At 72.0% G+C, this 24,502-nt stretch carries 26 protein-coding genes; 6 read left to right on the forward strand and 20 right to left on the reverse strand.

All coding sequences use genetic code 11. From position 1 onward, the window contains the following. Both ACGFI9_RS26210 and ACGFI9_RS26215 read right to left on the reverse strand, forming a co-directional pair. Window positions 1-618 (reverse strand): disulfide bond formation protein DsbA, encoded by a 618-nt coding sequence (locus tag ACGFI9_RS26210; protein WP_393181911.1) that lies wholly within the window; start codon window positions 616-618, stop codon window positions 1-3. A gap of 105 nt (window positions 619-723) precedes the next feature. Next, a complete protein-coding gene (locus ACGFI9_RS26215) occupies window positions 724-1,668 on the reverse strand; it encodes a hypothetical protein (protein WP_393181913.1) in 945 nt (314 codons plus the stop codon). A 217-nt stretch (window positions 1,669-1,885) separates the two neighbouring features. Between ACGFI9_RS26215 and ACGFI9_RS26220 the strand changes: the two genes are divergently transcribed. Then, window positions 1,886-2,395 (forward strand): hypothetical protein, encoded by a 510-nt coding sequence (locus tag ACGFI9_RS26220; RefSeq protein WP_393181915.1) that lies wholly within the window; start codon window positions 1,886-1,888, stop codon window positions 2,393-2,395. A 35-nt stretch (window positions 2,396-2,430) separates the two neighbouring features. Further along, window positions 2,431-2,856, forward strand: a complete 426-nt coding sequence (locus ACGFI9_RS26225; protein ID WP_393181916.1) for a YchJ family protein — start codon at window positions 2,431-2,433, stop codon at window positions 2,854-2,856. A gap of 88 nt (window positions 2,857-2,944) precedes the next feature. Here the strand turns inward: ACGFI9_RS26225 and ACGFI9_RS26230 are convergent, their stop codons facing one another. The 8 genes from ACGFI9_RS26230 to ACGFI9_RS26265 form a co-directional block, all read right to left on the reverse strand. Next, entirely contained in the window at window positions 2,945-3,490 is a 546-nt protein-coding gene (locus tag ACGFI9_RS26230) for a gluconokinase (protein WP_393181917.1), read from the reverse strand. Continuing rightward, the gene (manD, locus tag ACGFI9_RS26235; RefSeq protein WP_393181918.1) at window positions 3,480-4,709 is read right to left on the reverse strand and encodes a D-mannonate dehydratase ManD; all 1,230 of its coding nucleotides are present in this window, start codon (window positions 4,707-4,709) and stop codon (window positions 3,480-3,482) included. The genes ACGFI9_RS26230 and manD overlap by 11 nt, the downstream gene beginning before the upstream one ends. A gap of 24 nt (window positions 4,710-4,733) precedes the next feature. Next, window positions 4,734-5,687, reverse strand: a complete 954-nt coding sequence (locus ACGFI9_RS26240) for a sugar kinase (RefSeq protein WP_393181920.1) — start codon at window positions 5,685-5,687, stop codon at window positions 4,734-4,736. Continuing rightward, the gene (locus ACGFI9_RS26245; protein ID WP_393181921.1) at window positions 5,684-6,307 is read right to left on the reverse strand and encodes a bifunctional 4-hydroxy-2-oxoglutarate aldolase/2-dehydro-3-deoxy-phosphogluconate aldolase; all 624 of its coding nucleotides are present in this window, start codon (window positions 6,305-6,307) and stop codon (window positions 5,684-5,686) included. The genes ACGFI9_RS26240 and ACGFI9_RS26245 overlap by 4 nt, the downstream gene beginning before the upstream one ends. A gap of 5 nt (window positions 6,308-6,312) precedes the next feature. Continuing rightward, window positions 6,313-7,461, reverse strand: coding sequence for a galactonate dehydratase (dgoD, locus tag ACGFI9_RS26250; protein ID WP_393181923.1), 1,149 nt, complete (start codon window positions 7,459-7,461; stop codon window positions 6,313-6,315). A 5-nt stretch (window positions 7,462-7,466) separates the two neighbouring features. Then, window positions 7,467-8,282, reverse strand: coding sequence for a carbohydrate ABC transporter permease (locus tag ACGFI9_RS26255; RefSeq protein WP_393181925.1), 816 nt, complete (start codon window positions 8,280-8,282; stop codon window positions 7,467-7,469). Beyond that, window positions 8,279-9,226 (reverse strand): carbohydrate ABC transporter permease, encoded by a 948-nt coding sequence (locus ACGFI9_RS26260; RefSeq protein WP_393181927.1) that lies wholly within the window; start codon window positions 9,224-9,226, stop codon window positions 8,279-8,281. The genes ACGFI9_RS26255 and ACGFI9_RS26260 overlap by 4 nt, the downstream gene beginning before the upstream one ends. Before the next feature lie 74 nt (window positions 9,227-9,300). Then, window positions 9,301-10,590 carry an ABC transporter substrate-binding protein gene (locus ACGFI9_RS26265; RefSeq protein WP_393181929.1) on the reverse strand — a complete coding sequence of 430 codons (1,290 nt, stop codon included), beginning with the start codon at window positions 10,588-10,590 and terminating at the stop codon, window positions 9,301-9,303. Window positions 10,591-10,727: 137 nt separating this feature from the next. Between ACGFI9_RS26265 and ACGFI9_RS26270 the strand changes: the two genes are divergently transcribed. The 3 genes from ACGFI9_RS26270 (at window position 10,728) to ACGFI9_RS26280 (ending at window position 12,822) form a co-directional block, all read left to right on the forward strand. Further along, a complete protein-coding gene (locus tag ACGFI9_RS26270) occupies window positions 10,728-11,486 on the forward strand; it encodes a FadR/GntR family transcriptional regulator (protein WP_393181931.1) in 759 nt (252 codons plus the stop codon). A gap of 224 nt (window positions 11,487-11,710) precedes the next feature. Beyond that, window positions 11,711-12,436 carry a hypothetical protein gene (locus ACGFI9_RS26275; protein WP_393181933.1) on the forward strand — a complete coding sequence of 242 codons (726 nt, stop codon included), beginning with the start codon at window positions 11,711-11,713 and terminating at the stop codon, window positions 12,434-12,436. Next, the gene (locus tag ACGFI9_RS26280; protein WP_393181935.1) at window positions 12,433-12,822 is read left to right on the forward strand and encodes a VOC family protein; all 390 of its coding nucleotides are present in this window, start codon (window positions 12,433-12,435) and stop codon (window positions 12,820-12,822) included. The genes ACGFI9_RS26275 and ACGFI9_RS26280 overlap by 4 nt, the downstream gene beginning before the upstream one ends. A gap of 95 nt (window positions 12,823-12,917) precedes the next feature. Here ACGFI9_RS26280 and ACGFI9_RS26285 read toward each other — a convergent pair whose 3' ends face one another. The 3 genes from ACGFI9_RS26285 to ACGFI9_RS26295 all read right to left on the reverse strand — a co-directional run bounded on the left by ACGFI9_RS26285 (window position 12,918) and on the right by ACGFI9_RS26295 (window position 15,816). Beyond that, window positions 12,918-14,945 (reverse strand): glycogen debranching N-terminal domain-containing protein, encoded by a 2,028-nt coding sequence (locus ACGFI9_RS26285; RefSeq protein ID WP_393182142.1) that lies wholly within the window; start codon window positions 14,943-14,945, stop codon window positions 12,918-12,920. A gap of 25 nt (window positions 14,946-14,970) precedes the next feature. Beyond that, window positions 14,971-15,363 (reverse strand): SCP2 sterol-binding domain-containing protein, encoded by a 393-nt coding sequence (locus tag ACGFI9_RS26290; protein ID WP_393181937.1) that lies wholly within the window; start codon window positions 15,361-15,363, stop codon window positions 14,971-14,973. Between the two features lie 63 nt (window positions 15,364-15,426). Next, on the reverse strand, window positions 15,427-15,816 hold the full coding sequence (locus tag ACGFI9_RS26295; RefSeq protein ID WP_393181939.1) for a DUF2267 domain-containing protein: 390 nt from the start codon (window positions 15,814-15,816) through the stop codon (window positions 15,427-15,429). A 142-nt stretch (window positions 15,817-15,958) separates the two neighbouring features. Between ACGFI9_RS26295 and ligD the strand changes: the two genes are divergently transcribed. Next, window positions 15,959-16,912, forward strand: coding sequence for a non-homologous end-joining DNA ligase (ligD, locus tag ACGFI9_RS26300; protein WP_393181941.1), 954 nt, complete (start codon window positions 15,959-15,961; stop codon window positions 16,910-16,912). A gap of 9 nt (window positions 16,913-16,921) precedes the next feature. On the opposite strand, the gene ACGFI9_RS26305 is transcribed toward ligD, so the two are convergent. The 7 genes from ACGFI9_RS26305 to ACGFI9_RS26335 all read right to left on the reverse strand — a co-directional run bounded on the left by ACGFI9_RS26305 (window position 16,922) and on the right by ACGFI9_RS26335 (window position 24,455). Next, complete coding sequence (locus ACGFI9_RS26305) at window positions 16,922-17,329, reverse strand: DUF2267 domain-containing protein (protein ID WP_393181943.1); 408 nt, start codon at window positions 17,327-17,329, stop codon at window positions 16,922-16,924. Window positions 17,330-17,393: 64 nt separating this feature from the next. Further along, window positions 17,394-19,247 (reverse strand): transketolase, encoded by a 1,854-nt coding sequence (locus tag ACGFI9_RS26310; protein ID WP_393182144.1) that lies wholly within the window; start codon window positions 19,245-19,247, stop codon window positions 17,394-17,396. A 174-nt stretch (window positions 19,248-19,421) separates the two neighbouring features. Next, complete coding sequence (locus tag ACGFI9_RS26315; protein ID WP_393181945.1) at window positions 19,422-20,411, reverse strand: zinc-dependent alcohol dehydrogenase family protein; 990 nt, start codon at window positions 20,409-20,411, stop codon at window positions 19,422-19,424. Continuing rightward, complete coding sequence (locus tag ACGFI9_RS26320; RefSeq protein WP_393181947.1) at window positions 20,408-21,277, reverse strand: carbohydrate ABC transporter permease; 870 nt, start codon at window positions 21,275-21,277, stop codon at window positions 20,408-20,410. Before ACGFI9_RS26320 ends, ACGFI9_RS26315 begins: the two co-directional genes overlap by 4 nt. Next, window positions 21,274-22,206 (reverse strand): carbohydrate ABC transporter permease, encoded by a 933-nt coding sequence (locus ACGFI9_RS26325; RefSeq protein WP_393181949.1) that lies wholly within the window; start codon window positions 22,204-22,206, stop codon window positions 21,274-21,276. The genes ACGFI9_RS26320 and ACGFI9_RS26325 overlap by 4 nt, the downstream gene beginning before the upstream one ends. Window positions 22,207-22,264: 58 nt before the next feature. Next, window positions 22,265-23,638: an ABC transporter substrate-binding protein gene (locus ACGFI9_RS26330; RefSeq protein ID WP_393181951.1), complete on the reverse strand. Its 1,374-nt coding sequence runs from the start codon at window positions 23,636-23,638 to the stop codon at window positions 22,265-22,267. Window positions 23,639-23,693: 55 nt separating this feature from the next. Next, window positions 23,694-24,455 carry a DeoR/GlpR family DNA-binding transcription regulator gene (locus ACGFI9_RS26335; protein ID WP_393181953.1) on the reverse strand — a complete coding sequence of 254 codons (762 nt, stop codon included), beginning with the start codon at window positions 24,453-24,455 and terminating at the stop codon, window positions 23,694-23,696. Between the last annotated feature and the right edge of the window lie 47 nt (window positions 24,456-24,502).

The following is a 24,502-nucleotide window of genomic DNA, read 5'->3' on the forward strand; positions in this document are numbered from 1 at the left end:
TCAGTGCTCGATCGGCCGGCGGGTACGCGCCCGCTTCAGCTCGAAGAAGCCGTCGGTGCCGGACACCAGCAGCACCCCGTCCCAGAGCCGGCCGGCGGCCTCGCCGCGCGGATACGGCGCCACCACCGGCCCGAAGAAGGCGTTGACCCGCCCGTCGGCGTCGGTGACGTGGATGGTCGGCGTGCCCAGGTCCTCGCCCACCGGGGTCAGGCCGGCGTGGTGGCTGGCCAGCAGCGCCTCGTCGTGGTCGGTGGAGTCGGCGGCGTCGGCCAGTTCCACGGGCAGGCCCACCTCGGTCAGCGCCGCGACGTACAGCTCCCGGCCGATCGGGGCCCGCTCGTGGTGGATCCGGTTGCCCAGCGCGGTGTAGAGGTCGCCCAGCACCTCGGTGCCGTACTTCTGCTCGGCGGCCACGCACACCCGGACCGGGCCCATGCCGGGCTTCAGCCACTCCCGGTACCACTCCTCCAGCCCCTCGCGCCCCTCGTTGAGCACGGACAGGCTCATCACGTGGAAGCGGACCTCCACGTCGCGTACCCGCGTCACCTCCAGCAGCCAGCGGGAGGCGTTCCAGGCCCACGGGCAGCGCGGGTCGAACCACATGTCGGCGGTCGTCATCGTCGTCTCGGTCCCTTCCGAAAGCGGATACGAACCGACGGTAGGCCGCGGATCGGCCCATCAGGAGAGCCGATCCGCGCGCCGATCAGTGGGCCAATTCCGCCGTCACGCCGCTCTCAGCAGCGTGGCGCGTTCCGCCTCCAGGGCGGCCAACCGGGCGCCCAGGTCGGCGGCCCGCAGCTCGAGCAGCCGGCGCAGCGACGCCACCTCGCCCAGTGACCGGGCGACCTCGCCGAGGGACCGCTCGACCCGCCGCAGCACGAGGACGTCGGCCACCACGTTGTCCAGCCAGACGTCGGTGAACCGGGTCAGGTCGTCGACCGCCACCCCGGGCGCGGCCGGGCCCGCGCCGGGCACCTCGGCCAGTTCGGTCCGCAGCACCGCGAGGGTCCGGTCCACCCGGGCGGAGGCAGCCGCCGCCTCGTCGAGGATCTCGTGCTTGACCATGCTGGTGACCAGGCCGCCGCCCATCGCGTCGTACGCCGACCAGTCCGTGGCGCGGCTCAGCAGCTCGCGCAGGTGGTGCAGGGCCGACTCGGCGTTGCGGGCGGCGCGTACCGCGTCGGTCAGCTCGCGGTGCTCCACGGTCAGCCGGCCGCGCAGGTCGGCGAGTTCCAGCAGGCGCGGCCGGCGCGGGTCGTCGGAGCCGGCGAGCAGCCGCTCCCGCTCGTCGAGCAGAGCCGCGTACTCCCCCGGGGCGGTGGCCAGGCGCCGCCGCCGCGACTGCGTACGCGCCGACTCGTCGCGCAGGGCGGCGAGCACCCGCTCGGCCTCGGCGAGCCGCAGCCGCACGGCGTCGACCTCGGCGCGCTCCCGCGCCAGCGCGTCGGCGCGATCGCCGCGCAGCGCGGCGATCACCCCGCTCAGGGTGAGTCCCGCCAGCCGGTCGACGTCGGCCTGCTCGGTGTCGAGCCGCTCGCACAGGGCGGCGACGGTGGCCCGGGCCGCTCGGATCCGGACCGCCAGTTCGCGCATCCGCTCCCCGGCCAGATCGTGCTCGCGCATCGCCTCGGCCGCGGCGGCGAGGCGTTCCTCGATGTCGGTGCCCATGTCGCCATTGCACTACCGCGCGGCAACCCGGCCCACCCGGGTTGTTTGAGCACCGACGCGGCGGGAAGACACGACCGCCGCGCGGGCCGATCGGCCCGAGGTCGCCGGACGCCGACCCACCGGTCCGGCCGCGGCGGGACCGCGAGGAGGATCGATGGCCCAGGCGGCCACCAGACCGAGAAGCGCCCGGAAAGCCACCGGGGCGCGTAAGGCTCCGATGCCGAACAAGGCCGCGGCGAAGAAGGTCGCGACCGCCACCAAACGGGCGACCGCGGCGACCGCGGCCAAGACGCCGGGCGGGAAGCCGACCCCGACGACCAGCCGCGCCGCGCGGAAGAAGGACACCACGGCCACCGCCGCCACGCCGACCCGGCGGCCGACCGCCAAGGCGGTCGCCGCGAAGAAGGCGACCACCGCGAAGAAGGCCACCGCCGCGAAGAAGGCCGCCCCGGCGAAGAAGGCTGCCCCGGCGAAAAAAGCCGTCGCGAAGAAGGCGCCGGCCGGCAAGGCCGCGGCGAAGAAGGCGCCCGCCACGCGGGCCACCGCGAAGAAGGCGCCCGCGAAGAAGGCGGCGGTCAAGAAGGGCACGGCCCGCAAGACCACGGCGAAGCAGGCCGCGGCGACCGCCAAGGCCCGGACCGTCGCCGCGACCCGGCGGCCGGCGAAGAAGGCGACGACCATGGAGACGTTCGGCAGCCGGCGTACGGCCCGGACGAGCGCCCGCTGACACCGGGCCGGTCGGCCGGACCGGCCTACGGCAGGATGGCGGTCGTGGCGAGACGCGGTGCCCGCCGGAGCGCGGCCGAGGAGACCCAACCCTGCCCGTGCGGCAGCGGCCTGCCGTACGCGGACTGCTGCGGCCCGATCCACCGGGGCGCGGCGGCGGCGGCGACCGCCGAGGCGCTGATGCGCTCCCGGTACAGCGCGTTCGCTGTGGGCGACGCCGACCACCTGCTGCGCAGCTGGCACTCCTCGACCCGCCCGGCCCGGCTGCGGCTGCACACGGGCACCCGGTGGACGCGGCTGGAGATCGTCGGCACCGACCGGGGTGGGCTCTTCGACACCACCGGCACGGTGTCCTTCCGGGCGCACTACCGGGAGGCCGGCCGGCCCGGCGCCATCGAGGAGCGCAGCCGGTTCGTCCGCGAGGACGGCCGCTGGGTCTACCTGGACGCCCTGCCCGACTGAGCCGCCCGCCGGGCCGGCGTCCCGGATCACCGGGACACCGACCGGCGACCGCACGGGCCCCACGGCGCCGCGTGGCCCGGCGGACCGGTCAGCGGTCGCCGACCGCCACCCGCCGGGGCAGGCCGAGCCGGCCGACCGCGGCCGCCACGAGTTCGTCCGGCGACGCCGCCACCTCCAGCACGATCCCGGACTCGTCCGGTTCCAGGGGTTCCAGGATGGCCCGCTGCGAGTCGAGCAGGCTCGCCGGCATGTAGTGCCCGGCGCGCCGGGTCATCCGGTCCCGGATCAGCTCCGCCGTACCGTCCAGGTGGACGAACTCCACGTCGGGCAGCCCCTGCCGCAGCACGTCCCGGTAGGCACGCTTCAGGGCCGAGCAGGCGAGGATCGTGGACACGCCCTCGGCGTGCCGGTCGGCCATCCAGGCGGCCAGGGCGCGCAGCCAGGGCCAACGCTGCGCGTCGTCCAGCGGGATGCCGGAGCGCATCTGCGCCACATTGGCCGCGGAGTGGAACTCGTCCGCCTCGGCGAACCGCAGCCCGGTCACCTCGGCGACGCCCCGGGCCACGGTCGTCTTGCCCGCCCCGGAGACGCCCATCACCACGACGTGCCGGGTGGGCGGCCGCTCACCAGTCATGGACCGTGCCGTCCTTGAGCCGGTTGAACGGCAGGTACGCCGGCTGGTACGGGAACCGGGCGGCGGCCTCCTCGTCCAGTTCCACCCCGAGGCCGGGCTGCTCCCCCGGGTGCAGGTAGCCGTCGGTGAAGCTGAACGACTGCCGGAACACCTCGTTGGTCAGCGGGCCGTGCTGCATGTACTCCTGGATGCCGAAGTTGTGGATCGCCAGGTCCAGGTGCAGCGCGGCGGCCATGCCGACCGGCGAGATGTCGGTGGGGCCGTGGATGCCGGACTTGATCTGGTACTGGGCGGCGAAGTCGAGCAGCTTCCGCATGGCCGTGATGCCCCCGGTGTGGGTGACGGCGGACCGGACGTAGTCGATGAGCTGTTCCCGGATCAGCGTCTGGTAGTCCCAGACGGTGTTGAAGATCTCGCCGATGGCCAGCGGGGTGGTGGTGTGCTGGCGGACCAGCCGCAGCGCGTCCTGGTTCTCCGCCGGGGTGCAGTCCTCCAGCCAGAACAGGTCGTACGGTTCGAGCGCCTTGCCGAGCTTCGCGGCCTGGATGGGGGTCATCCGGTGGTGCCCGTCGTGCAGCAGCGGCAGCTCGGGGCCGAACTCGTTGCGGACCGCCTCGAAGACGCCGGGCAGGTGGCGCAGGTAGGAGCGGGTGTCCCAGTCCTCCTCGGCGGGCAGCGGGGTGCGCTGGGCCGGCTCGTAGTCGTAGCGCTTGCCGTCGACGCTGGGCTGGGCGGCGACGCCGTAGACGGCGTTGATGCCCGGCACGGAGGTCTGCACCCGGATGGAGCGGAAGCCCAGTTCGAGGTGGCGGCGGATCGAGTCGAACAGCTCCGGCAGGTCCCGCCCGGAGGCGTGCCCGTAGGCCATGATCCCGGTCCGGGAGGCGCCACCGAGGAGCTGGTAGAGCGGCATCCCGGCGGCCTTGGCCTTGATGTCCCACAGGGCGACGTCGACGGCCGCGATGGCGGCCATGGTGACCGGCCCGCGCCGCCAGTACGCCGACCGGTAGAGGAACTGCCAGGTGTCCTCGATGCGGTGCGGGTCCCGCCCGATCAGCAGGGGGACGACGTGGTCGGCCAGGTAGGACGCGACGGAGAGTTCACGCCCGTTGAGGGTGCCGTCCCCCAGTCCGGTGATCCCCTCGTCCGTGGTGATCTTGAGGGTGACGAAGTTGCGGTCGGGGCTGGAGACGATGACGTCCGCTGCGACGATCTTCACGCGGGTGCCTTTCTCGGGGTGGTTTCAGCGGAGGGTGCTGCCGGATTGCAGCCCGTCCAGGAGGGACAGCTCGTCCCGGCGCGGCAGGGGCTCCCAGTCGCCGTGGCCGGCGACGGCGAACGCGCCGAGGGTCACCGCGCGGCGCAGCCGCCCGGCCAGGTCGAGGCCGTCCAGGTGGCCGGAGAGGTAGCCGGCGGTGAAGGCATCCCCCGCGCCGACGGTGTCCACCGCCGTCACGGGCAGCGCCGCCGCCGCCACGCAGCCGTCCCGGGTGTACGCGCGGGCGCCGTCGCCGCCGAGCTTCACCAGCACGGTCGACACGCCCCGGGCCAGCAGCCCGGCCACCACGGTCCGCTCGTCGGCGCCGGGTTCGCCGACCAGGTCCAGTTCGTCCTCGGAGGCCACCACGACCGAGGCGTGGCCGGCGAGCGGGGTGAGCACCGCGCGGGCGTCGTCCCGGCGCCACAGCTTCGCCCGGTGGTTGACGTCGAGGCAGACCAGCGCCCCGGCCCGGGCGGCGGTCTCCGCGGCCCACCCGGCGGCCGCGCGGGCGCTGTCGGACAGCGCCGGGGTGATCCCGGTCAGGTGCAGCACCCGGGTGCCGGCGGCCAGGGCGGGCCGCAGGTCGTCGACGGTCAGCGCCGACCCGGCCGAGCCGGCCCGCTGGTAGATCACCCGGGTCAGGTCGGCGGTCCGCCGCTCCAGGAACATCAGCCCGGCGGGTCGCTCCGGGTCGCGCACCACGTGGTCGACGTTCACCCCCTCGGCGCGCAGCTGGCGCAGCAGGAAGCCGCCCAGCTCGTCCGCGCTGACCCGGCCGGCGAAGGCGGCGCGGTGACCGAGCCGGGCCACGCCGATCGCCACGTTGGACTCCGCGCCGGCCAGGTGCGGGGTGAGCGGGCCGCCGGCCGTGAGCGGGCCGGCCGAGCGCAGCGAGACCAGGGCCTCGCCGAGGGTGAGCAGGTCCACGCCGGTCATGCGACGGCGGCGAGGTAGGCCCGGGCCCGCTCGCGCAGAGCGTCCAGGTCCCCGCCGGAGGCCGCGTCGCCGACCAGCGGGCCGCCCACGCCGACGGCGATCGCGCCGGCGGCGAGGTAGCCGGGCAGCTCGGCCAGGCCGACCCCGCCGACCGCGACGAACGGGATGTCCGGGAAGGGGTCGCGCAGCGCCTTGAGGTACGCCGGCCCGCCCACCGACGCCGGGAAGAGCTTCACCGCGGCGGCGCCGGCGCGGACGGCGGCGTACGCCTCGGTGGGGGTGAACGCCCCGGCGGCCACCGGCAGCCCGCGGCCGGCCGCCGCGCCGATGGAGTCGACGACCGCCGGGGTGACGACGAACTGGGCGCCGGCCGCGGCCACGTCGGCGACGTCGTCCGGGGTGAGCACCGTGCCGGCGCCGACCAGGGCGCCGGGCGGCGCGGCGGCCCGGATGGCAGCGATGGCGTCGCACGCGCCGGGCGTGGTCAGGGCCACCTCGACCACCCGTACGCCCTCGGCGAGCAGGGCGGTGCCGGTGGCCACGGCGGCGGCCGTGTCGGTGCCGCGGATGACCGCCAGCAGGCGGGTGGCGGCGAGTTCGGCGGTGAGGTCGAGGGTCATCGGGATCACCATTCCGCGTAGGAGCCGTCGGGGTGCCGGAACATCGGGCTGCGCCAGGCGTGGCCGCGCTTGTCCGCCGCCCGCACCGCCTGCTCGTCGATGTCGATGCCCAGGCCGGGCGCGGTGAGCCGCTCGACGTGTCCGTCCACGAAGGTCAGCGGCTTCTTGTCGAGGCAGTAGTCGAGCACCTCGGCGCCGAGGTTGTAGTGGATGCCGATGCTCTGCTCCTGGATCAGGTAGTTCGGCGTGGCGAAGCCGACCTGGAGGCAGGCCGCGAGGGCGATCGGGCCGAGCGGGCAGTGCGGGGCGAGCTGGACGTCGTACACCTCGGCCAGCGCGGCGATCTTGCGGACCTCGGTGATGCCGCCGGCGTGCGACAGGTCCGGCTGCGCCACCGCGATGCCGGCCTGGAACACCGGCAGGAACTCCTGCCGGCTGTAGAGCCGCTCCCCGGTGGAGACCGGGGTGGTGGTGGAGCGGACGAAGTCGCCGATCAGGTGGGAGTTCTCCGGGACGACCGGCTCCTCGAGGAAGAACGGCCGGAACGGCTCCAGCAGCGGGGCCACCCGGCGGGCGTTGGCCAGGGTGAACCGGCCGTGGAAGTCGATGGCCACGTCCCGGTGCTCGCCGAGCACCTCGCGGGCGGCGGCCACCCGGGCCACCACGCCGTCCAGCTCGGCGACCGAGGCGATCGGGCTCATCCGGCCGGAGGCGTTCATCTTGACCGCGGTCAGTCCCGCCTCGACCTGGGCGGCGATGTGGTCGCGGACCTCGTTCGGCTCGTCGCCGCCGACCCAGCCGTACACCCGGATCCGGTCGCGGACCGGGCCACCGAGCAGCTGGTGCACCGGGGCGCCGTAGTGCTTGCCGGCGATGTCCCAGAGCGCCTGGTCGAGGCCGGCCACGGCGCTGGCCAGAATCGGCCCGCCCCGGTAGAAGGACCCTTTGGTCACCACCTGCCAGTGGTCCTCGATGCGCAGCGCGTCCCGGCCGATCAGCAGTTCGGCGAGCTGGTCGACGGCGGCGCGGACGGTCTCGGAGCGGCCCTCGCAGGTGGCCTCGCCCCAGCCGACGATCCCGCTCTCGGTCTCAACCCGGACGAAGAGCCAGCGGGGGGCGACGAGGAAGGTCTCGACACGCGCGATGGTGGTCATGGTGCTCAGCCCTTCGTCGCACCGGCGGTGAGGCCGGAGACCACGTACTTCTGCACGAACAGGGCGATCACCATGATCGGCAGGGTGACCACGGTGGCCGCAGCCATCAGGCCGCCCCAGTCGATGCTGGCGTATCCGACGAAGTCGAAGATCGCCACGGGCAGGGTCTTGGTGTCCGCGCCGGAGAGCACCAGGGCGAACATGAAGTTGTTCCAGGAGAAGATGAAGGACAGGATCCCGGCGGTCGCGATGCCCGGCACGGACAGCGGCAGGGTGATCCGGCGGAACGCGCCGATGTGGGTGAGCCCGTCGACCAGCGCCGCCTCCTCCAACTCCTCGGGCAGGCCGTCGAAGAAGCCCATCATGATGTAGACGATCAGCGGCAGCGAGACGAACATGTGGCTGAGGATCAGCACGGTGAAGCCGCCGACCATCTGCAGGTTCGAGAAGACGTAGTACCAGGGCACCAGCAGCGAGACGCCGGGGATGACCCGGGCCATCAGCACCACCAGGGCCGACTTCTTCATGTTGAACCGGCTCATCGAGTACGCCGCCGGCACGCCGAGGATCAGCGACAGCACGGTGGCGGCGAAGGCCACCCAGAGGCTGTTGCCGATGAACTGGACGTAGTGCGACTGCTTGAGGACGTTGGCGTAGTTGTCCAGGGTGGGCGAGAAGATCAGCGCCTTGCCGGTGTCGTAGATGTCGACGTTGGTCTTGAACGACGCGGCGATCATCCAGAGCAGCGGCGTGATCAGCGACAACACCACGACGACGAGCGCGACCACCCGGAACAGCCGGTACGCGGGACTGGCCTTCATCGCTTGGCCTCCTTGCGCCGCGCGGTCAGGGCCCACATCGACCCGATGATGATCAGGAAGAAGAGGATGAGGACGGTGGAGGAGACGCCGTACTCGTTGTAGTCGAAGCTCAGCCCGTAGGCGTACACGTTGAGGGTCTCCACCTCGTGGTAGGAACCGCCGCCCTTGCCCTTGGTGGCGTAGAGGATGTCGAAGGTCTTCAGCGCGTCGATGCCGCGCAGCAGGATCGCCACGATGACCGTGGGCATCAGCAGGGGCAGGGTGACGTGCCGGAACCGCTGCCAGGTGCTGGCGCCGTCGATCCGCGCCGCCTCCTGGGGCTCCTCGGAGAGCGAGGTCAGGCCGGCGAGCAGGATCAGCACCACCATCGGCGTCCACTGCCACACGTCGATGAAGATCGTGGTGGGCAGGGCGGAGTGCTGACCGGCGAGCCAGGGCTGCGGGCCGATGCCGACCCAGCCGAGCACCTGGTTGGCCAGGCCGATGTTCGGGTCGAAGATGAGCCGCCACATCATGCCGACCGCGACCGGGGTGGCGACCAGCGGCATGAGGATGGCGACCCGGACCCACTTCTGGCCCTTGAACGGCCGCCACAGCAACAGCGCGATGGCCATGCCGAGGACCACCTCGAAGGCCAGCGCGACCACGGTGAAGGCGGCGGTGCGGCCGACCGCCGGCCAGAACCGGTCGGTGTCCGAGAGCACGTCGAGGTAGTTCTGGAAGCCCACGAACTCGCTCTCGGCGCGGACGGATCCCTCGGCGTCGGTGAGGCTGAGCCAGACGGTCCAGCCGAGCGGGATCACGATCAGCGCGGCCACGAAGGCCATCGCGGGGGCCGCGAAGAGCCACTTGCGGTGGTCGTTGGCCCAGCGCGCCCAGCCGGGCGTGTCGGGCATGACGCCGGCGCCGCCGGGCGCGCGGCTGGGGGTGGTGACGGTTGCCATGAGAACTCCGGGGTAGGCGGACCGACAGGGGTACGCGGGTGGTGGGGCAGTCCGCCCCACCACCCGCGCGCGGCTTACTTGGCCTCGTCGTCCAGGAACTTCTGGAAGGCGTCGTTGGCCGTGTCGGCCGCGGCCGCCGAGTCCTTGCCGGTGATCGCGTCGACGATCGGCTGGCCGACGATCTCGCGGGCCTGGCCGACCTTCACCACCACGGGCCGGTCGTGGGCGACGCCGCCCTGGGTGCTGGCGTTGATGGCCTCAACCAGGTCCTTCGGGTAGTTCGCGGTGCCCTCCGGGTTGGCCCAGACCGAGGTGCGGGCGCTCGGCACGCCGGCCTTCTGCTGCGCCAGGGTCTGCTCCTTGCCGGTGGCCCACTCGATGAACTTCCAGGCGTTGCTCTTGTTCTTCGAGGCGTCGTTGATGCCCAGCGCCCACGAGGGGATGTTGTACGGCTTGGAGCCGGCCGGGCCGGCCGGGAACGGCGCGAAGCCGACGGTGTCGGACACCTTGGACTTGGCCGGGTCGGTGGCGTTCTTGTAGAGCGAGTTGGCCTCGGTGTAGAAGGCGGCCTTGCCCTGGGTGAAGATGGCCATCGCCTCGGGCCAGCTCATGTCGGTGCTGACGTTGGCCGGGCCGCTGTCCTTGATCAGCCCGCCGTAGAAGGCGTACGCCTGCTTGGCGGCGTCGCTGTTGACGGTCGCCTTGCCGCTGCCGTCGACGAAGTCACCGCCGAAGCTGTAGAGGAAGCTGGAGAACTGGGTGACCGCCGGCGACTTGCCGGTCCGGGCGACGAAGCCCGCGACGCCGGGGGTGGTCGCCTTGATCTTGGCGGCGGCGGCCTTGAGCTCGTCTAGGGTCTTCGGCGGGGCGCTCAGGCCGGCCTTGGCGAGCAGGTCCTTGCGGTAGTACAGGACCTCCTGCTCGGTGATGATCGGGACGCCCACCGGCTTGCCCTCGTACGTGGTGGCCTCCACCGGGCCGGACTGGAAGTCGGAGAAGTCCCAGTCCTTGCTGGACTTGACCTGGTCGGACAGGTCGGCCAGGTACTTGTTCTTGGCGAAGAGCTTCCCCTCCTGCAGGGGCCGGTACATCATCACGTCGAGGTCGGACGACCCGGCGTTGAGCTTGACGTTGTACTGGTCGGAGAGCTGGTCCTCGCCGAGCTGGGTGATCTCGACCTTGAGCCCGGTCTGCTTCTCGAACTCGGGCAGGGCCTTCTTGATGTTCTCCGTCCACACGTGGTTCGCCAGGGTCACGTGGACGGTCTTGGAGGCGCCGCTGTCGTCGCCACCGCCGCCGCAGGCGGCCAGGCCCATGGCGACCACCACGGCCAGAGACGTACCGATTATCGATCGACGTCGCACGTCATCTCTCCTTTTCTCGTGGTCGCCGCCCCGGGGGAAGAGCGCCACAACGCTGTAACGTCCGCTTAACGACCGGATGCTAGGCCGAAAGATCTGACTTATTCAAGGGGTGATCCCTAACTGATATGATCCAGCGCGTGGATCAGTCCTCCCCGGGGGTCGCACCCGCCCAGTCCGGCCCCGCCGAGGCGGGGCTGCACGCCCGCGTCCTCGACCATCTCGGCACCGCCATCTGCGGCGGCGAGCTGGCCGCCGGCTCGGTGCTCAACATCGACGAGCTGGTGGACCGGTACGCCGTCTCCCGGTCGGTGATCCGCGAGGTCCTGCGGGTGCTCGCGTCGATGGGCTTCATCGAGACGCGTCGCCGGGTCGGCGTGCTGATCCGGCCCGCCGCGGCGTGGAACGTCTTCGATCCGCAGGTGATCCGCTGGCGGCTCGCCTCCGCCGGGCGGATGGCGCAGCTGCGTTCGATCACCGAGCTGCGGACCGCGATCGAGCCGCACGCGGCCTGGCTGGCGGCGAGCCGGATCTCCCCCGACGAGGCCAGCGACCTGGTCGGCATCGCCGCGAAGATGTGGGCCGCCGGCGAGGCCGGCGACGAGGACCGGTTCCTCCGCCTGGACATCGACTTCCACCGGCGGGTCCTGGCCGCCTCCGGCAACGAGATGTTCGTGAAGCTCCAGGAACTGGTCGCCGAGGTGCTCACCGGCCGGCACCACTACCACCTGATGCCGCACCACCCCGACCAGCAGGCGTTGCAGCTGCACGCCGAGGTGGCCCAGGCGCTCCAGCACCGCGACGGCGAGCGGGCCCGCCGGGCCATGGTGCAGATCATGGAGCAGGCGTTCGACGAGATGAAGTCGATGTGGGAGCAGACGGCCGAGCCCGGCCGGTGAGCTGACCTCCCCCACCGGCGGCGGATCCGGGCGTAGACTGGGCGCGGCGCAGTCCCGCGCCCCACCTCCATCCCGGTGCTCACGCCACCGGTCCCGCGGAGGCAAAGGGGGCCCCCGAGCCCTCGGGACGCGGTGCCGACTGGCCCACCGACACGCCACATGCCCACGGCGGGGTCGACGGGAGCGTGAGTCCCCGCGACCGCGCCGCCGACAGGGAGCATGTGATGACGAGTCACAAGTCGTTCAAGTCCCGGGTGCGGACCCGGATGGCCCGCACCGGCGAGAGCTACACGACCGCCCGCCGGCAACTGCTCGCCAAGGCCGCCGTCGAAACCCCGGCACCCGCCGCCGAAAGCACCGCCCCCGCCGCCCCGGCCGGCCCCGCCCGCAGCCAACTCGACCGGATCTCCGCCGCGCTGCTGCGTGAGCGCACCGGCCACGACTGGGCGGAGTGGTTCGCCCGGCTCGACGCCTGGGGCGCGGCCGAACGGACCCACACCGAGATCGCCCGCCGGCTGGTCACCGCGCACGAGGTGCCCGGCTGGTGGGCGCAGACCATCACCGTCGGGTACGAGCAGGCGCGCGGGCTGCGGGCCCCCGGCCAGCGGCGCGGCGGCGGCTTCGAGGCCACCGGCAGCCGGACGGTGGCCGTACCGGTCACCACGCTCTTCGCCGCGTTCGCCGACGAGACGCTGCGCCGGCGGTGGCTCCCCGACGTGGCGATCCGGGTCCGTACGGCCACCGCGCCGAAGACCTTCCGGGCCGACTGGGCCGGCGGGCCGAGCCGGATCGCGGTCGGCTTCACCCCGGTGAGCGGGACGAAGGCGCGGGTGGCCGTGCTGCACGAGAAGCTCACCGACGCCGCCGAGGCCGACCGGCTCAAGGCGTACTGGCGGGACCGGCTGGCCGTCCTCAAGGAGTTCCTGGAGACCTCGGAGGTGGCCCGATGAGCACCGCGACCTTCGTCAACCTGCCGGTGCGGGACCTGGACCGGGCGATCGAATTCTTCACCGCCCTGGGCTTCACGGCGGGGCCACGGCAGACCGGCGGCGAGAGCGCCCAACTCACCCTCGGCGGGGCCACCCACCTGATCCTGCACACCCCGGCGGCTTTCGCCGCCTTCGCCGGGGCCGAGGTCTGCGACACCGCGACCAGCCGCGAGGTGATCGTCGGCCTCGGCGTCGACCGGCGCGAGCAGGTGGACGACCTGGTCGACCGGGCGGTCGTCGCGGGCGGCACGTCGCTGGGCCGGGGGCAGGACCTCGGGTTCATGTACATGCGCGGGTTCCGGGACCTCGACGGCCACCAGTGGTCGTTCCTGCACCTGCCCGGCTGAGCCGATGGTGGCGTCGGCGGCCGTCCGACCGCCGGCGCCGCGTCAGCCGAACGCGACCCGCTCCCGCGAGACCACCTCATGGCGGCCGCGTCGCGTCAACTGGTTGGCAGTCGTCGTCTCGTACCACCGGTGCGGAGGCCGAAGGCGTTGGCTCGTCCCCAGCGGCCGGGGATGTCCAGCAGTTCGATGCGCTGGATGGAGGGCGGCAGGACGGGGTCGCTCGCGAGGTGGTTCTCGTGGGGTTCGAGGCCGAGCATGGTGCGGAGGAACAGCAGGGTCGCCCCGGCCGACCAGCCTTGCGGGCTGCACGCGGTCGGATACTCGACCGGGTAGTTGGTCAGGGCGCGGTCGTAGCCACCGAACGCCTCGGGGAGGCGGCCCTGGAACTCCGCTGACGCCTGGATGACGCCCTCGGCGATGCGGGCCGCCTCGTCGCGGAAGCCGTAGCGCCACAGCCCCCAGGCGATGATGGAGTTGTCGAACGGCCAGACGGTGCCGACGTGGTAGCCGACGGGGTTGTAGCGGGCTTCGGTGTCGGCGAGGGTACGCACGCCCCAACCGGAGAACATGGCGGGGCTCATCAGGTGTTGGGCGACCTTCTTCGCGCGAGCGGGTTCGACGATGCCGCTCCACAGCAGGTGGCCCATGTTGGAGGCGAGGGCGTCGACGGGCTTGCCGTCGGGGTCGAGGGCCAGCGCGTAGTACTCCTTGTCCGGGATCCAGAAGTCGCGGTTGAACCGCTCCTTGAGCTCGGCGGCTTCCCGTTCGAGCCGCTCGGCGTAGGCCGGGTCGTTCCAGAACTGGCGGGCCAGACGAGCGCCGCGGATCTTCGCGTCGTAGGCGTAGCCCTGCAACTCGCAGGTGGCGCGCGGCGGGCGGGGCAGGCGGCCGTCGTGGTACGAGATCGAGTCCCAGGAGTCCTTCCAGCACTGGTTCTCCAGGCCGTTGATCTTGTTGCGTCGCCAGTAGGAGAGGTAACCGTTGCCGAGCAGGTCGCCGTACTCGTCGATCCAGTCCAACGCCTCTCGGGCGTCGTGCTCGAGAAACCGCACCAGTTTGGCGTCCCCGGTCCACCGCTCGTACTCGTCGAGCAGGATCACGAACAGCGGGGTCGCGTCCGCCGACCCGTAGTAGGGGCTGTGTGGCTGCTCCTGGAACGCGGCGGCTTCCCCGTACCGGAGTTCATGCGGGATCTTCCCGGGTTCCTCCTCCCGGTAGTCGTTGAGCCGGCTGCCCTGCAGGGCGGCCAGCAGGCGCAGCACGGGCGGAGCCAACTGCGGCGCGAACGGCAACGCCTGCAGGCTGATGAAGATGCTGTCCCGCCCGAAGATGGTCATGAACCAGGGCAGACCGGCGCAGGGGACGGGCATTCCACCGGACAACGTCGTGAACCGCATGGCGGCCAGATCGACGACGCTGCGCTCGTACGCCGTCTGGAGTGGCTCATAGTCACAGGCCAGCTGTGGTACCCGCGTGAGCCAGCGCTCCAGACCCCGCCGCAACTGCTGGTCGACCCGCCTCCTCCGGTGGGCACCCCAGACGCCTCCTCCCACCTCGCCCTGGGCCCCGTGGATGATGGGCTGCACACGCAGCTCGGCGCGCCACGCCCCCCGCGGCTCCAGCTGAATGTCGAAGCACATCCCACCGTCGTCGACCCGTGCCGGCGCGCTGCTGGAAACGACCGTCTCGCGCCGGAACCTCTCTCGCTCGTAGCAGAGGCGCAGGCGGCGGTCTTCTTTGTGCACCGACGTCGACCCACTCTTCCGCCGAACATCCTTGATCTCGAACAGGTCGGCGAAATCACTGCTCACGTCAAGCCGCAACGTGAAGCGGGCCGGCTTGATGTCGTGATTCAGGACGGTCAGCGACTCGGTGAAGTCGGCGGAGATCGCCTGCTCCCGGATGACCGACACCTTCGCGTCGATATAGTGCGTCGGCTCCCCGGGCACGAGGAAGAAGTGCGTCTCGAAGTACTGCACCTCGTCCCTCGACAGGGCATTCAGGCGCTGCCCGTTGAGGCTGAGACCCCAGACCGACAGGAAGCGGGTGTCGAAGTAGAAAAGCCCGGTCGGAAAGGCCGGCGAGGGACCGACGTCGCCCCGCTCGTCGGTGACGATGAACATGTTCCCGTCCAGGATGCTGACGGTTCTACCGTTCACGCCTCTGCCGCTCCCTGCGGGCGAACTCGCGAGGATGCTGCGCGGAACTGGGGCTGGGGAAGAGGCGCGAGAAGCGGTCCACCAACTGAATGTTCCCCTCGACGACGACGTCGTTCCGGAACAGCAGGGACACGAAGGTTTCCGCACCGCTGGCCAACCGATCGAACGCCGGTCGGCTCCCCCGCATCACCGCCTCCGGCTCTCTGCCCGCGCGCGCGACGAGCACCTTCCCCTTCTGCATCGTGACGAACCACTGCTCGGTCCGGCTGTCGCACTCGATGTCGAGACGGACCGTGCCGTGTACCGCGGGCGGCAGAAACTCGGTGGTCGAGACCTCGTTCCGGCCCAGCCGGTCGAGAAACTCCTGGATCACGTCAGCCATCCGCCGCCTCCCTGCCCGTTCACCGCCATCCGGAGAGCGCCGTCCGAAGGGCACCGGAGCCGGTCAGGCCGAGCGGGGCACCGGTTGGGCCAGCGCGCCGATCTCCTTCGGCAGCTGCGCCATCGCGTGTGCGAACTCCCGCTCCCCCACCACGCGGTGCAGCGTCTGGAGCACGGCCCGCGCGCCCCGCTCGGCGAGGTCCGGCGCCTGCCCGGCGCGCTCCGCCACCCGCCGCAGGAACTCGTCGTACCCGAACGCCTCGGGTTCCTCCGGGCGGGCCCGGGTCAGCAGCGGGCGCAGCTGGTGCGCCACGTGATCGGCCAGGTCGGCCGCCTCGCCGCCGCTGATCCGCTCGGCGAGCGTCCGCAGGGTGGCCTCGGTGAGGGATCGTGCGGTCTCCGCCGGGACGCCAGCCCGTGCGGCCACCTTCTCGAAGAACTCCAGCTCGGCCATGCTCCGTCCTTCCCGTCCCGGAGACAGCGTGGCTACCCACCGGTGACCCGGACAAACGATCGCACCCGCCGGGGCGGGCAAAAGGGCGGAAATCGGCGTCACCCCGGGCGACGACGGCCAGGATCGGGGTGTGGCCGCCAGGATGCCCAAGCTCGTACCGCCGATGCTCGCCTCCAGCGGCGCGCTGCCGACCGGGTCCGGCTGGGGATACGAGTTCAAGTGGGACGGCGTCCGCGCGGTCGCCTACGTCGACGCCGGGCTGCGGCTGCTCAGCCGCAACGATCGGGACGTCACCCGGGCGTACCCGGAGCTGACGGAGCTGGCGCAGCTCCTGGCCGGGCGGCGGGCGGTGCTCGACGGGGAGATCGTGGCCCTCGACGGCGAGGGCCGGCCCAGCTTCGCGGCGCTGCAGCGCCGGATGCACGTCCGGGCCCCGGCCGCCGCGCTGGTCACCGCGACTCCGGTCCGGCTGTACCTGTTCGACCTGCTGTACCTGGACGGCCGGGACACCACGTCGCTGCCGTACACGGATCGCCGTGCGGCGCTGGAGGAGCTGGGGCTCAGCGGCGAGAGCGTCGAGACGCCGCCCTACTGGACCGGCGAGGCCGGCCGGGACCTGGCCACGGCGGCGGCGGAACTCGGCCTGGAAGGGGTCGTCGCCAAGCAGCTCGACGGGACGTACCAGCCGGGTCGCCGCGCGTCGTCGTGGGTCAAGGTGCCGCTCAACGACACCGTCGAGGTCATCGTGGGCGGCTGGAAGCCCGGCGCCGGCCGGCGGGCCGGCACCATCGGCTCCCTGTTGCTCGGCATGTACGACCCGCAGGACCGGCTGGTCTACATCGGGCACGTCGGCACCGGCTTCACCCAGACGGTGCTGCGCGACCTCCAGCAACGGCTGGCGCCGCTGGCCCGGCGGGACCCGCCCTTCGGCGCGCCGGTACCGCGCGAGCACGCCCGCCACGCCGTCTGGGTCGACCCGGTGCTGGTCGGGGACGTGACCTTCCGGTCCTGGACCCCGGACCGCCGGCTGCGGCACCCGTCCTGGAAGGGGCTCCGCAGCGACCGCGAACCGGCCGAGATCCGGTTGCAGCGGTGACCGGGCGGACTACGTGCCGACCCGCCGGGTCTCGAGCCGGCTGGACGCCGGCCCGGTGAGCTGCCAGAAGTCCTGCGGCAGCTGGTCGACGACGTCCCCGTACTCCTTCGCGCTGATCTTCTCCCGCAGGGTGTCGAACACGGCACGGGCGCCGTCGGTCGCCGCCTGGAGATCCACCGCCGCCCGGGCCTGCACCCGCTCGAGGAACTCCGGCAGCCCGAACGGCTCGGGATTCACCCCGGCCATGCTGACAGACGCCTTCAGCTCCTGGGGAAGCTGCGACGCGAGGTCCCGCGCCTGTCCGCCGGTGATCCGTTCGGTCAGCGTCTGGAGCGTGGCGCGGGTGATCGGCTCGGCCTGCGCCGGGGACATCTTCGGTTTCGACGCCACCGACTGGATGAACTCCGTGTAGTTCACCTGGGACCCCCTCTCGGACCGGACCTGCGGGTACCCGCGCGCGTGGGGGTGAAACGGTCGGCGGTCAGGCCAGGGCGCGGGCCGCCGAGACGATGGCGTTGACCCCGATGCCCGCCCGGTCCATCTGCTGGGTGGGCGTGCCGGAGCCGGGCAGCCCGCGTACGGCCAGGTGGCTGACCCGCACCGGGTCGGCGAGGTCGGCCAGCGATTCGAGCACGGCCGCGCCCAACCCGCCCTCCGGGTAGTGGTCCTCGACCACCACCAGCCGACCACCGGTGTCCCGGACCGCGTCGAGCAGGCGCTGCCGGTCGACCGGCTTGACCGAGTAGAGGTCGATGACCCGGGCGTCGATGCCCTCGCGCGCCAGCTCGTCGGCGGCGGCGAGGCAGTTGTGCACGGTCACCCCGGCGCCGATCAGCGCGACGTCGCCGCCGGCCCGGACCACCTTGCTGCCGCCGACCGGGAAGTCCTCCCCGTTGTCGTAGAGCACCGGGTACTTGCCGCGGGTGGTGCGCAGGTAGCTGACGCCCTTGCGGTCGACCATCTGCGCGACGAGGGCGGCGCAGGAGACGGCGTCGCTGGGATAGAGGACGGTCGACCCCTGCACGGCCCGCAGCGCGGCCAGGTCCTCCAGCCCCATCTGCGAGGGACCGTCCGGGCCGATCTCCACGCCGGCGTGCGAGCCGGAGAGGGCGATGTCGGCCCGGGAGATGCCCGCCATGCGAATGAAGTCGTACGCGCGGGACAGGAACGCGGCGAAGGTCGCCGCGAAGGGCCGGTAGCCGCGTACCTGCAGGCCCACCGCGGCGGCGATCAGTTGCTGCTCGGAGATGAACATCTCGAAGAACCGGTCCGGGTACGCCTCGCCGAACTTGTCGGCGCGGGTGGAGTCGCTGACCTCGCCGTCGAGGGCCACCACGTCCGGCCGGGCGCCGAGCGCGCGCAGCGCGTCCCCGTACGCGTTCCGGGTGGCCACCTTCGCCCCCTTCTCGTACCGGGGCAGTTGCGGCGGCTCGACGGTGGGGGCGGCCGGGGGCGAGAAGCTGCCGGGGTGCGGCCCGGTGACGCGGATCTGCCGGACCCCGCCGAGGGCCTGGACGGCCCGTTCGGCCATGTCCTCCTTGAGCGCCTTGCCGTGCCAGTCCGGCTTGTTCTCGACCTCGGGCACCCCCTTGCCCTTGACGGTCCGGGCCAGCACGACCGTGGGGCCGGTCGCCTGCCGGGCCCGGGCGAACGCCTCGTCGATCGCGGTCAGGTCGTGGCCGTCGACGACCAGCGGGTGGCAGCCGAACGCCTCGACCCGCCGGCGGTAGGTGTCCAGGTCCCACTCCAGTTCGGTCGCCCCCCGCTGGCCCAACCGGTTCACGTCCACGATCGCGGTGAGGTTGCGCAGCCCGTAGTGGCCGGCCTTGTCCAGGGCCTCCCAGATGGAGCCCTCGGCGGTCTCGCTGTCGCCGCAGAGCACCCAGACGTGGTACGGCCGCTGGTCGAGGTACCGCCCGGCCAGCGCGATGCCCACGCCGACCGGCAGTCCCTGGCCGAGCGACCCGGTCGCCACGTCCACCCAGGGCAGGGCCGGGGTGGGGTGTCCCTGCAGGCGCGACCCGGACTGACGGTAGGTGTCCATCAGCTCCTGCTCGCTGATCGCGCCGACCGCCTTGAAGACCGCGTAGAGCAGGGGCGAGGCGTGGCCCTTGGAGAAGATCAGGTGGTCGTTGGCGGGGTTGCGCGGGTTCCGCCAGTCGTAGCGCAGGTGCCGGGAGATCAGCACCGCCATCAGGTCGGCGGCGGAGAGGCTGGAGGTCGGGTGGCCGGTTCCGGCCTTGGTGCTGCAGCGGATCGAGTCCACCCGGAGCTGGGCGGCGAGGTCACCCAGCCGGGCGAGTTCCTCGTCCTGCAGGGTGCGCTCTGCTTCCATCGTCACCGGATTCGCCTCCTGCGGTCGGCCCTGCCCGGCCAGCCCGTGCGGCGGACCGTCGGACCACCCGAACCGGACCGCTTCCGCTGACCGCTTGCGCACCCCACCGTAGTCAGCAGGCGAACATTTATCCGGTTAACCACCGATTTGCCGGCGACCACCAGGCCACCCTCGTCAGCCCGCGATCTGGATCTTCCGGCCGACGCCCGCCCGGAACTGGGCCATCGCCTCGGCGTACCGGTCGAGCGGGAAGCGGTCGCTGATGAACACCTCCGGATCCAGCACGCCCGCGGCGAACAGCTCGCCCGCCCGTTCGAAGCTGTGCAGCACCGCCATCGACCCGGTGACGGTGATCTCCTGGTTGTAGATCCGGTACGGCTCCACGGTCGCCCGGGTGCGGTACTCGGCGACCCCGAACTGGAGGAACGTCCCGGCCGGGGCGACCCGGCCGAGCCCGTCGTCGATCGCCGCCCGGACGCCCGTGCAGTCGATGACCACGTCCCAGCCGCGGGGGCGGGTCAGGTCGTCCGCGCTCGCGCCGCTGGCCGTGCAGCCCAGCGTCACCGCGGTGGCCAGCCGCTCCGGATTCGGGTCCACCACGCTCACGCTCGCCGCGCCGCAACGCTTCGCCAGTTCCAGCATCATCAGCCCCATCGTGCCGGCGCCGTAGATCAGGTAGTGGTCGCCGAGCCGGCGGGGCAGCACGTCGAAGCCGCGTACCGCGCAGGAGAGCGGCTCGATCAGCGCGGCGTCGGCCGGCGCGACGGACTCCGGCAGCGGGAAGCAGTTCCGCACCGGCGCGACCGCGTACTCGGCCGCGCCGCCGGAGACGGTGACCCCGATGGCCGCCCAGCGTTCGCAGAGGTTGCCCCGGCCGCGCCGGCACTGGTAGCACTCCCCGCAGTGCAGCGACGGGTCGACGGCCACCGGGTCGCCGACCCGCACCTCGGTGACGTCGGACCCCGTCGCGACCACCGTGCCGGCGAACTCGTGGCCCGGCACGATCGGGTACGCGGGCGCGAACTCGCCGTCCATGATGTGCAGGTCGGTGCCGCAGATCCCGCAGCCGGCGACCTCGACGACCACCTCGCGCGGCCCGGGTGCGGGGTCGGGCAGGGACTCCACTGAGATCTGACCCGGCGTGACGATGACCGCTGCCTTCATTTGACCGCCCCCATGGAGAGTCCTCGGACGAGTTGCTTCTGGGCGATCCAGCCGGCCAGCACGACCGGCAGCGACACGATGGTCGCCGCCGCGCAGAGCCGGGCGAGGAAGAGCCCTTCGGAGGTGATGAAGCCGACCAGGAAGATCGGCGAGGTGCCGGCCCGGGTCGCGGTGAGGTTGACCGCGAAGAAGAACTCGTTCCAGCTGAAGATGAAGCAGATCAGGGCCGTGGCGGCCAGGCCGGGCGCGACGATCGGCAGCAGGACCCGCCGGATCGTCACGGTCAGGCTCGCGCCGTCCATCGCCGCCGCCTCGATCAGCGCGGACGGGACCTCCAGCAGGAACGACCGCATCATCCAGACCGCGAGCGGGAGGTTCATCGCGGTGTAGAGGACGACCATGGTCCAGACGTTGTCCAGCATGCCGAGCTCCTTGACCAGCAGGTAGATCGGCAGCAGCGCGGCGACCGCGGGCAGCATCTTGGTGCTGATGAAGAAGAAGAGCACGTCACGCCACTTGGCCACCGGCCGGATCGACAGCGCGTACGCGGCCGGGGTGGCCAGCAGCAGCACCAGCAGGGTGGACAGTAGGCTGGCCATCAGGGAGTTGAGCAGGTACGGCGTGAGGTCCCGGTCGAAGACCTGCCGGTAGCCGTCGAGCACCGGGGTGAAGAACCAGGACGGCGGGTTGCTGGCGGCGTCGACCTCGCGCTTGAAGCCGGTGAGCACCATCCAGAGCACCGGCAGGAAGAACAGCAGCCCGGCCAACCAGGCCAGCAGGGTCCAGGCCAGCCCCGTGGGGCCGCTCGTCCGCCGGGTCGGGCTGGTCGGCCGCCGCCGGGAGGCGCCTCGGGTCAGGGTGGTCATCGCGTGTCCTCCATCCGGAACAGGCTGGAGATCACCCGCAGCGCGAAGGTGGCGACGACGATGGTGCCGATCACCACCACGACCCCCGCCGCGGCGGCCTCGCCGTACTCGAACTTGCGGAAGGTGGTCAGGTAGATCTCGTACGGCAGGTTGGTGGTGGCGGTGCCGGGCCCGCCCTGGGTGATGGTGAAGACGGCGTCGAAGGTCTGCACCAGGTAGATCGAGCCGAGCAGGGCGCCCAGCTCCAGGTACGGACGCAGGTAGGGCAGGGTCACCCGGGTGAAGGTCTGCCACGGGCCGGCGCCGTCGACCCGGGCGGCCTCCAGCGTCTCCAGCGACTGGCTCTGCAACCCGGCCAGGATGATCAGCATCATGAACGGGGTCCACTGCCAGACCAGGGTGGTGACCACCGAGAGCATCGGGTACCGGGACACCCAGTCGGTGCTGCCGCCCACGATGCCGTTGATCAGGCCGTACGACGGGTTGTAGATGGCGTGCTTCCACAGCAGCGCCGCGGCCATCGGCATCACCAGGAACGGCGTGATGAGCAGGGTACGCACCACGCCCCGCCCGGGGAACCGGCGGTCGAGCAGGATGGCCAGGCCGAGGCCCAGCAGGACGGAGAGCACGACAGAGGCGGCGGTGAGCACCACCGTGTTCAGCAGGGCGGCCCGCAACCGGGCGTCGGTGAGCACCTGGCCGTAGTTGGCGAGGCCGACGAAGGCCCGCCGGCCGGGCCGCAGCGCGTTCCAGTCGAGGGTGGACAGGTAGAGGGTGACCAGGAACGGGATCTGGGTCACCACGATGGCGAAGATCAGGGCGGGCAGCAGCGGGGCGCGGCGGGTCCAGCGCTGCCGCGCGGCGGCGGGGACGGGTCTGACGGTGCACCGGCGTGCCGCGCCCGCGCCGGCGGTGACGGTCTGGGTCATGGGACCACCTCGGGGCAGGGCCGGGGCCGGCCGGCGGTCGACCGGCCCCGGCCGGCGGCTACCGGTATTCCTTGGCGACGCCCTCGGCCAGTCGCTGGCCGTCAGCGAGCGCCTTGTCGACGGTGGTGCTGCCGGCGATCGCGGCGGAGACCTCCTGGGAGACCTTGGTGCCGAGGTCGGCGAACTCCGGGATGCCGACGAACTGCACGCCGAGCGCGGGACGGGGCTGCACCCCCGGGTTGACCGGGTCGGCCTCCTGGATCGACTTGAGGGTGAGGTCGGCGAAGGCGGTGGCGGACTGCCGGTACTCGGGGATGGCGTACGTGGACTGCCGCTTGCCGGCCGGCACCCGGGACCAGCCGAGCGACGAGCCGACCAGCTTCTCGTACTCCTTGCCGGTGGCCCAGGAGATGAACTTCCAGGCGGCGTCGGCGTTCTTGGTGGTCTTCGGCATCGCCAGCGCCCAGGCCCAGAGCCAGCCGGACGACCTGGTCCTGTTCACCGGCGCGTACGCGTAGCCGACCTTGCCGGCGACCTTGCTCGCGCTCTTGTCCTCCAGCGTGCCCGCGGCGGAGGTGGCGTCGTACCACATCGCCGCCTTGCCCTGACCGAAGGTGTTCAGGCACTCGGTGAAGCCGGCCTGCGGGGCGCCCGCCTCGCCGTGGGCCCGCACCAGGTCGACGTAGAACTTCGTCGCCTCGGTGAACTCGGGCGCGTTCACCTTCGGTGTCCAGTCCTTCTCGAACCAGGTGCCCCCGAAGGTGTTGACGACGGTGGTCAGCGGGGCGAACAGCTCGCCCCAGCCGGGCAGCCCGCGCAGGCAGATGCCGGCCACGCCGGCCTTCTTGTCGTCGAGCTTCGCGGCGAACTGGGCCACCTGCTGCCAGGTCGGCCGCTCCGGCATGGTCAGGCCCTTGGCCGCGAAGAGTTCCTTGTTGTACATGAGGAAGGAGGACTCTCCGTAGAAGGGCGCCGCGTAGAGCTTGCCGTCCTGGCCGGAGAGCGAGGCGACCATCGGCTTGAGCAGGTCGCCCTCGTCGTAGCCGGGGTCGGCGTCGGCGTAGGAGCTGAGCTCGTGCAGCCAGCCGTTCTTGGCCCAGATCGGCGCCTCGTACGCCCCGATCGTCGCCACGTCGTACTGGCCGCCCTGGGTGGCCACGTCCTGGGTGACCTTGTCGCGTAGTTCGTTCTCCGGCAGGATCGTGAACCGCACGGTGATCCCGGTCTGCTTGGTGAAGTTGTCGGCGGTGACCTTGGCCAGGTCCTCCATCTGCGGGTTGCCGACCATCAGCACGGTGATCGTCTTGCCGCCGCTGCCGCCGCCCGACGAGGAGCCGCCGCCGGCTCCGGAGCAGGCGGTCGCGGTCAGGCCGACCGCGAGGGCGACGGCGAGTGTGCCGTGCCATCGGCGAGGAGACCGTGTTCTGGACACAGCGAACCTCCATGGTGGTGGTGTGGTGGTGGAGGAGACGGGTCGGCCCGGACGCTCAGACGCGCAGCACCACGGGGCCGAGCAGTGAGTAACGGTGCGCCTCGGACGCCGGCAGCGCGGTGTCCGTGACGATGGTGTCGACGTCCCCGACGTCGCCGAATCGGCAGAAGCTGTGGCCGCCGAACTTGGTGTGCACCCCGGCGAACACCACCCGCCGCGACACCGCCATGACCTTCGCCTTGACGGCGGCCACCGCCGGGTCGGGCGTGGTCAGCCCGTGCTCGCGGGAGATCCCGTTCGCGCCGACGTACGCCAGGTCGATGACGAAGCCGCTGAGCATGGCGGTGGCCCAGTGGTCGACGGTGGCCAGGGTGCGGCCTCGCACCCGGCCGCCGAGCAGCAGGACGGTGAGGCTGGGCGAGGCCGCGAGCGCCGCCGCGGTGTGCAGCGAGGCGGTCACCACGGTGAGCGGCCGGTGCGTGGGCAGGGCCTCGGCGATCAGTTGCGGCGTGTAGCCCTCGTCGATGAAGACCGATTCCGCGTCGCCGAGGTGCTCCACCGCGGCGGCGGCGATCCGCCGCTTCTCCACGACGAACCGGGTGGTCCGGCTCTCCAGCGTCGTCTCGAAGCGCGCGGTCTCCACCGGGTACGCGCCGCCGTGGGTCCGGCGCACCAGACCCTGCTGTGCCAGCAGGCTGAGGTCACGCCGGATCGTCTCCGGTGCGACGCCCAGGTCGGCGGCGAGCTTCTGCACGTCGACGTCGCCCTGGCGCCGAGCCAGCGTGAGGATGTGGTGTCTGCGCTCTACCGCGTCCACCTGGCACCTCCTCCCGCGCGCTCGTGCCTCTTTTTCTAACACCGGCA

It is taken from the genome of Micromonospora sp. NPDC048930 (assembly GCF_043197935.1).
GTDB lineage: Bacteria > Actinomycetota > Actinomycetes > Mycobacteriales > Micromonosporaceae > Micromonospora.

Bases quoted from the DNA above. Each gene is read 5' to 3' on its own strand.
- ACGFI9_RS26210 (WP_393181911.1), bottom strand. From the start codon at position 618: ATGACGACCGCCGACATGTGGTTCGACCCGCGCTGCCCGTGGGCCTGG.
- ACGFI9_RS26215 (WP_393181913.1), bottom strand. From the start codon at position 1,668: ATGGGCACCGACATCGAGGAACGCCTCGCCGCCGCGGCCGAGGCGATG.
- ACGFI9_RS26220 (WP_393181915.1), top strand. From the start codon at position 1,886: ATGCCGAACAAGGCCGCGGCGAAGAAGGTCGCGACCGCCACCAAACGG.
- ACGFI9_RS26225 (WP_393181916.1), top strand. From the start codon at position 2,431: ATGGCGGTCGTGGCGAGACGCGGTGCCCGCCGGAGCGCGGCCGAGGAG.
- ACGFI9_RS26230 (WP_393181917.1), bottom strand. From the start codon at position 3,490: ATGACTGGTGAGCGGCCGCCCACCCGGCACGTCGTGGTGATGGGCGTC.
- ACGFI9_RS26240 (WP_393181920.1), bottom strand. From the start codon at position 5,687: ATGACCGGCGTGGACCTGCTCACCCTCGGCGAGGCCCTGGTCTCGCTG.
- ACGFI9_RS26245 (WP_393181921.1), bottom strand. From the start codon at position 6,307: ATGACCCTCGACCTCACCGCCGAACTCGCCGCCACCCGCCTGCTGGCG.
- dgoD (WP_393181923.1), bottom strand. From the start codon at position 7,461: ATGACCACCATCGCGCGTGTCGAGACCTTCCTCGTCGCCCCCCGCTGG.
- ACGFI9_RS26255 (WP_393181925.1), bottom strand. From the start codon at position 8,282: ATGAAGGCCAGTCCCGCGTACCGGCTGTTCCGGGTGGTCGCGCTCGTC.
- ACGFI9_RS26260 (WP_393181927.1), bottom strand. From the start codon at position 9,226: ATGGCAACCGTCACCACCCCCAGCCGCGCGCCCGGCGGCGCCGGCGTC.
- ACGFI9_RS26275 (WP_393181933.1), top strand. From the start codon at position 11,711: ATGACGAGTCACAAGTCGTTCAAGTCCCGGGTGCGGACCCGGATGGCC.
- ACGFI9_RS26280 (WP_393181935.1), top strand. From the start codon at position 12,433: ATGAGCACCGCGACCTTCGTCAACCTGCCGGTGCGGGACCTGGACCGG.
- ACGFI9_RS26285 (WP_393182142.1), bottom strand. From the start codon at position 14,945: ATGTTCATCGTCACCGACGAGCGGGGCGACGTCGGTCCCTCGCCGGCC.
- ACGFI9_RS26290 (WP_393181937.1), bottom strand. From the start codon at position 15,363: ATGGCTGACGTGATCCAGGAGTTTCTCGACCGGCTGGGCCGGAACGAG.
- ACGFI9_RS26295 (WP_393181939.1), bottom strand. From the start codon at position 15,816: ATGGCCGAGCTGGAGTTCTTCGAGAAGGTGGCCGCACGGGCTGGCGTC.
- ligD (WP_393181941.1), top strand. From the start codon at position 15,959: ATGCCCAAGCTCGTACCGCCGATGCTCGCCTCCAGCGGCGCGCTGCCG.
- ACGFI9_RS26310 (WP_393182144.1), bottom strand. From the start codon at position 19,247: ATGGAAGCAGAGCGCACCCTGCAGGACGAGGAACTCGCCCGGCTGGGT.
- ACGFI9_RS26315 (WP_393181945.1), bottom strand. From the start codon at position 20,411: ATGAAGGCAGCGGTCATCGTCACGCCGGGTCAGATCTCAGTGGAGTCC.
- ACGFI9_RS26320 (WP_393181947.1), bottom strand. From the start codon at position 21,277: ATGACCACCCTGACCCGAGGCGCCTCCCGGCGGCGGCCGACCAGCCCG.
- ACGFI9_RS26325 (WP_393181949.1), bottom strand. From the start codon at position 22,206: ATGACCCAGACCGTCACCGCCGGCGCGGGCGCGGCACGCCGGTGCACC.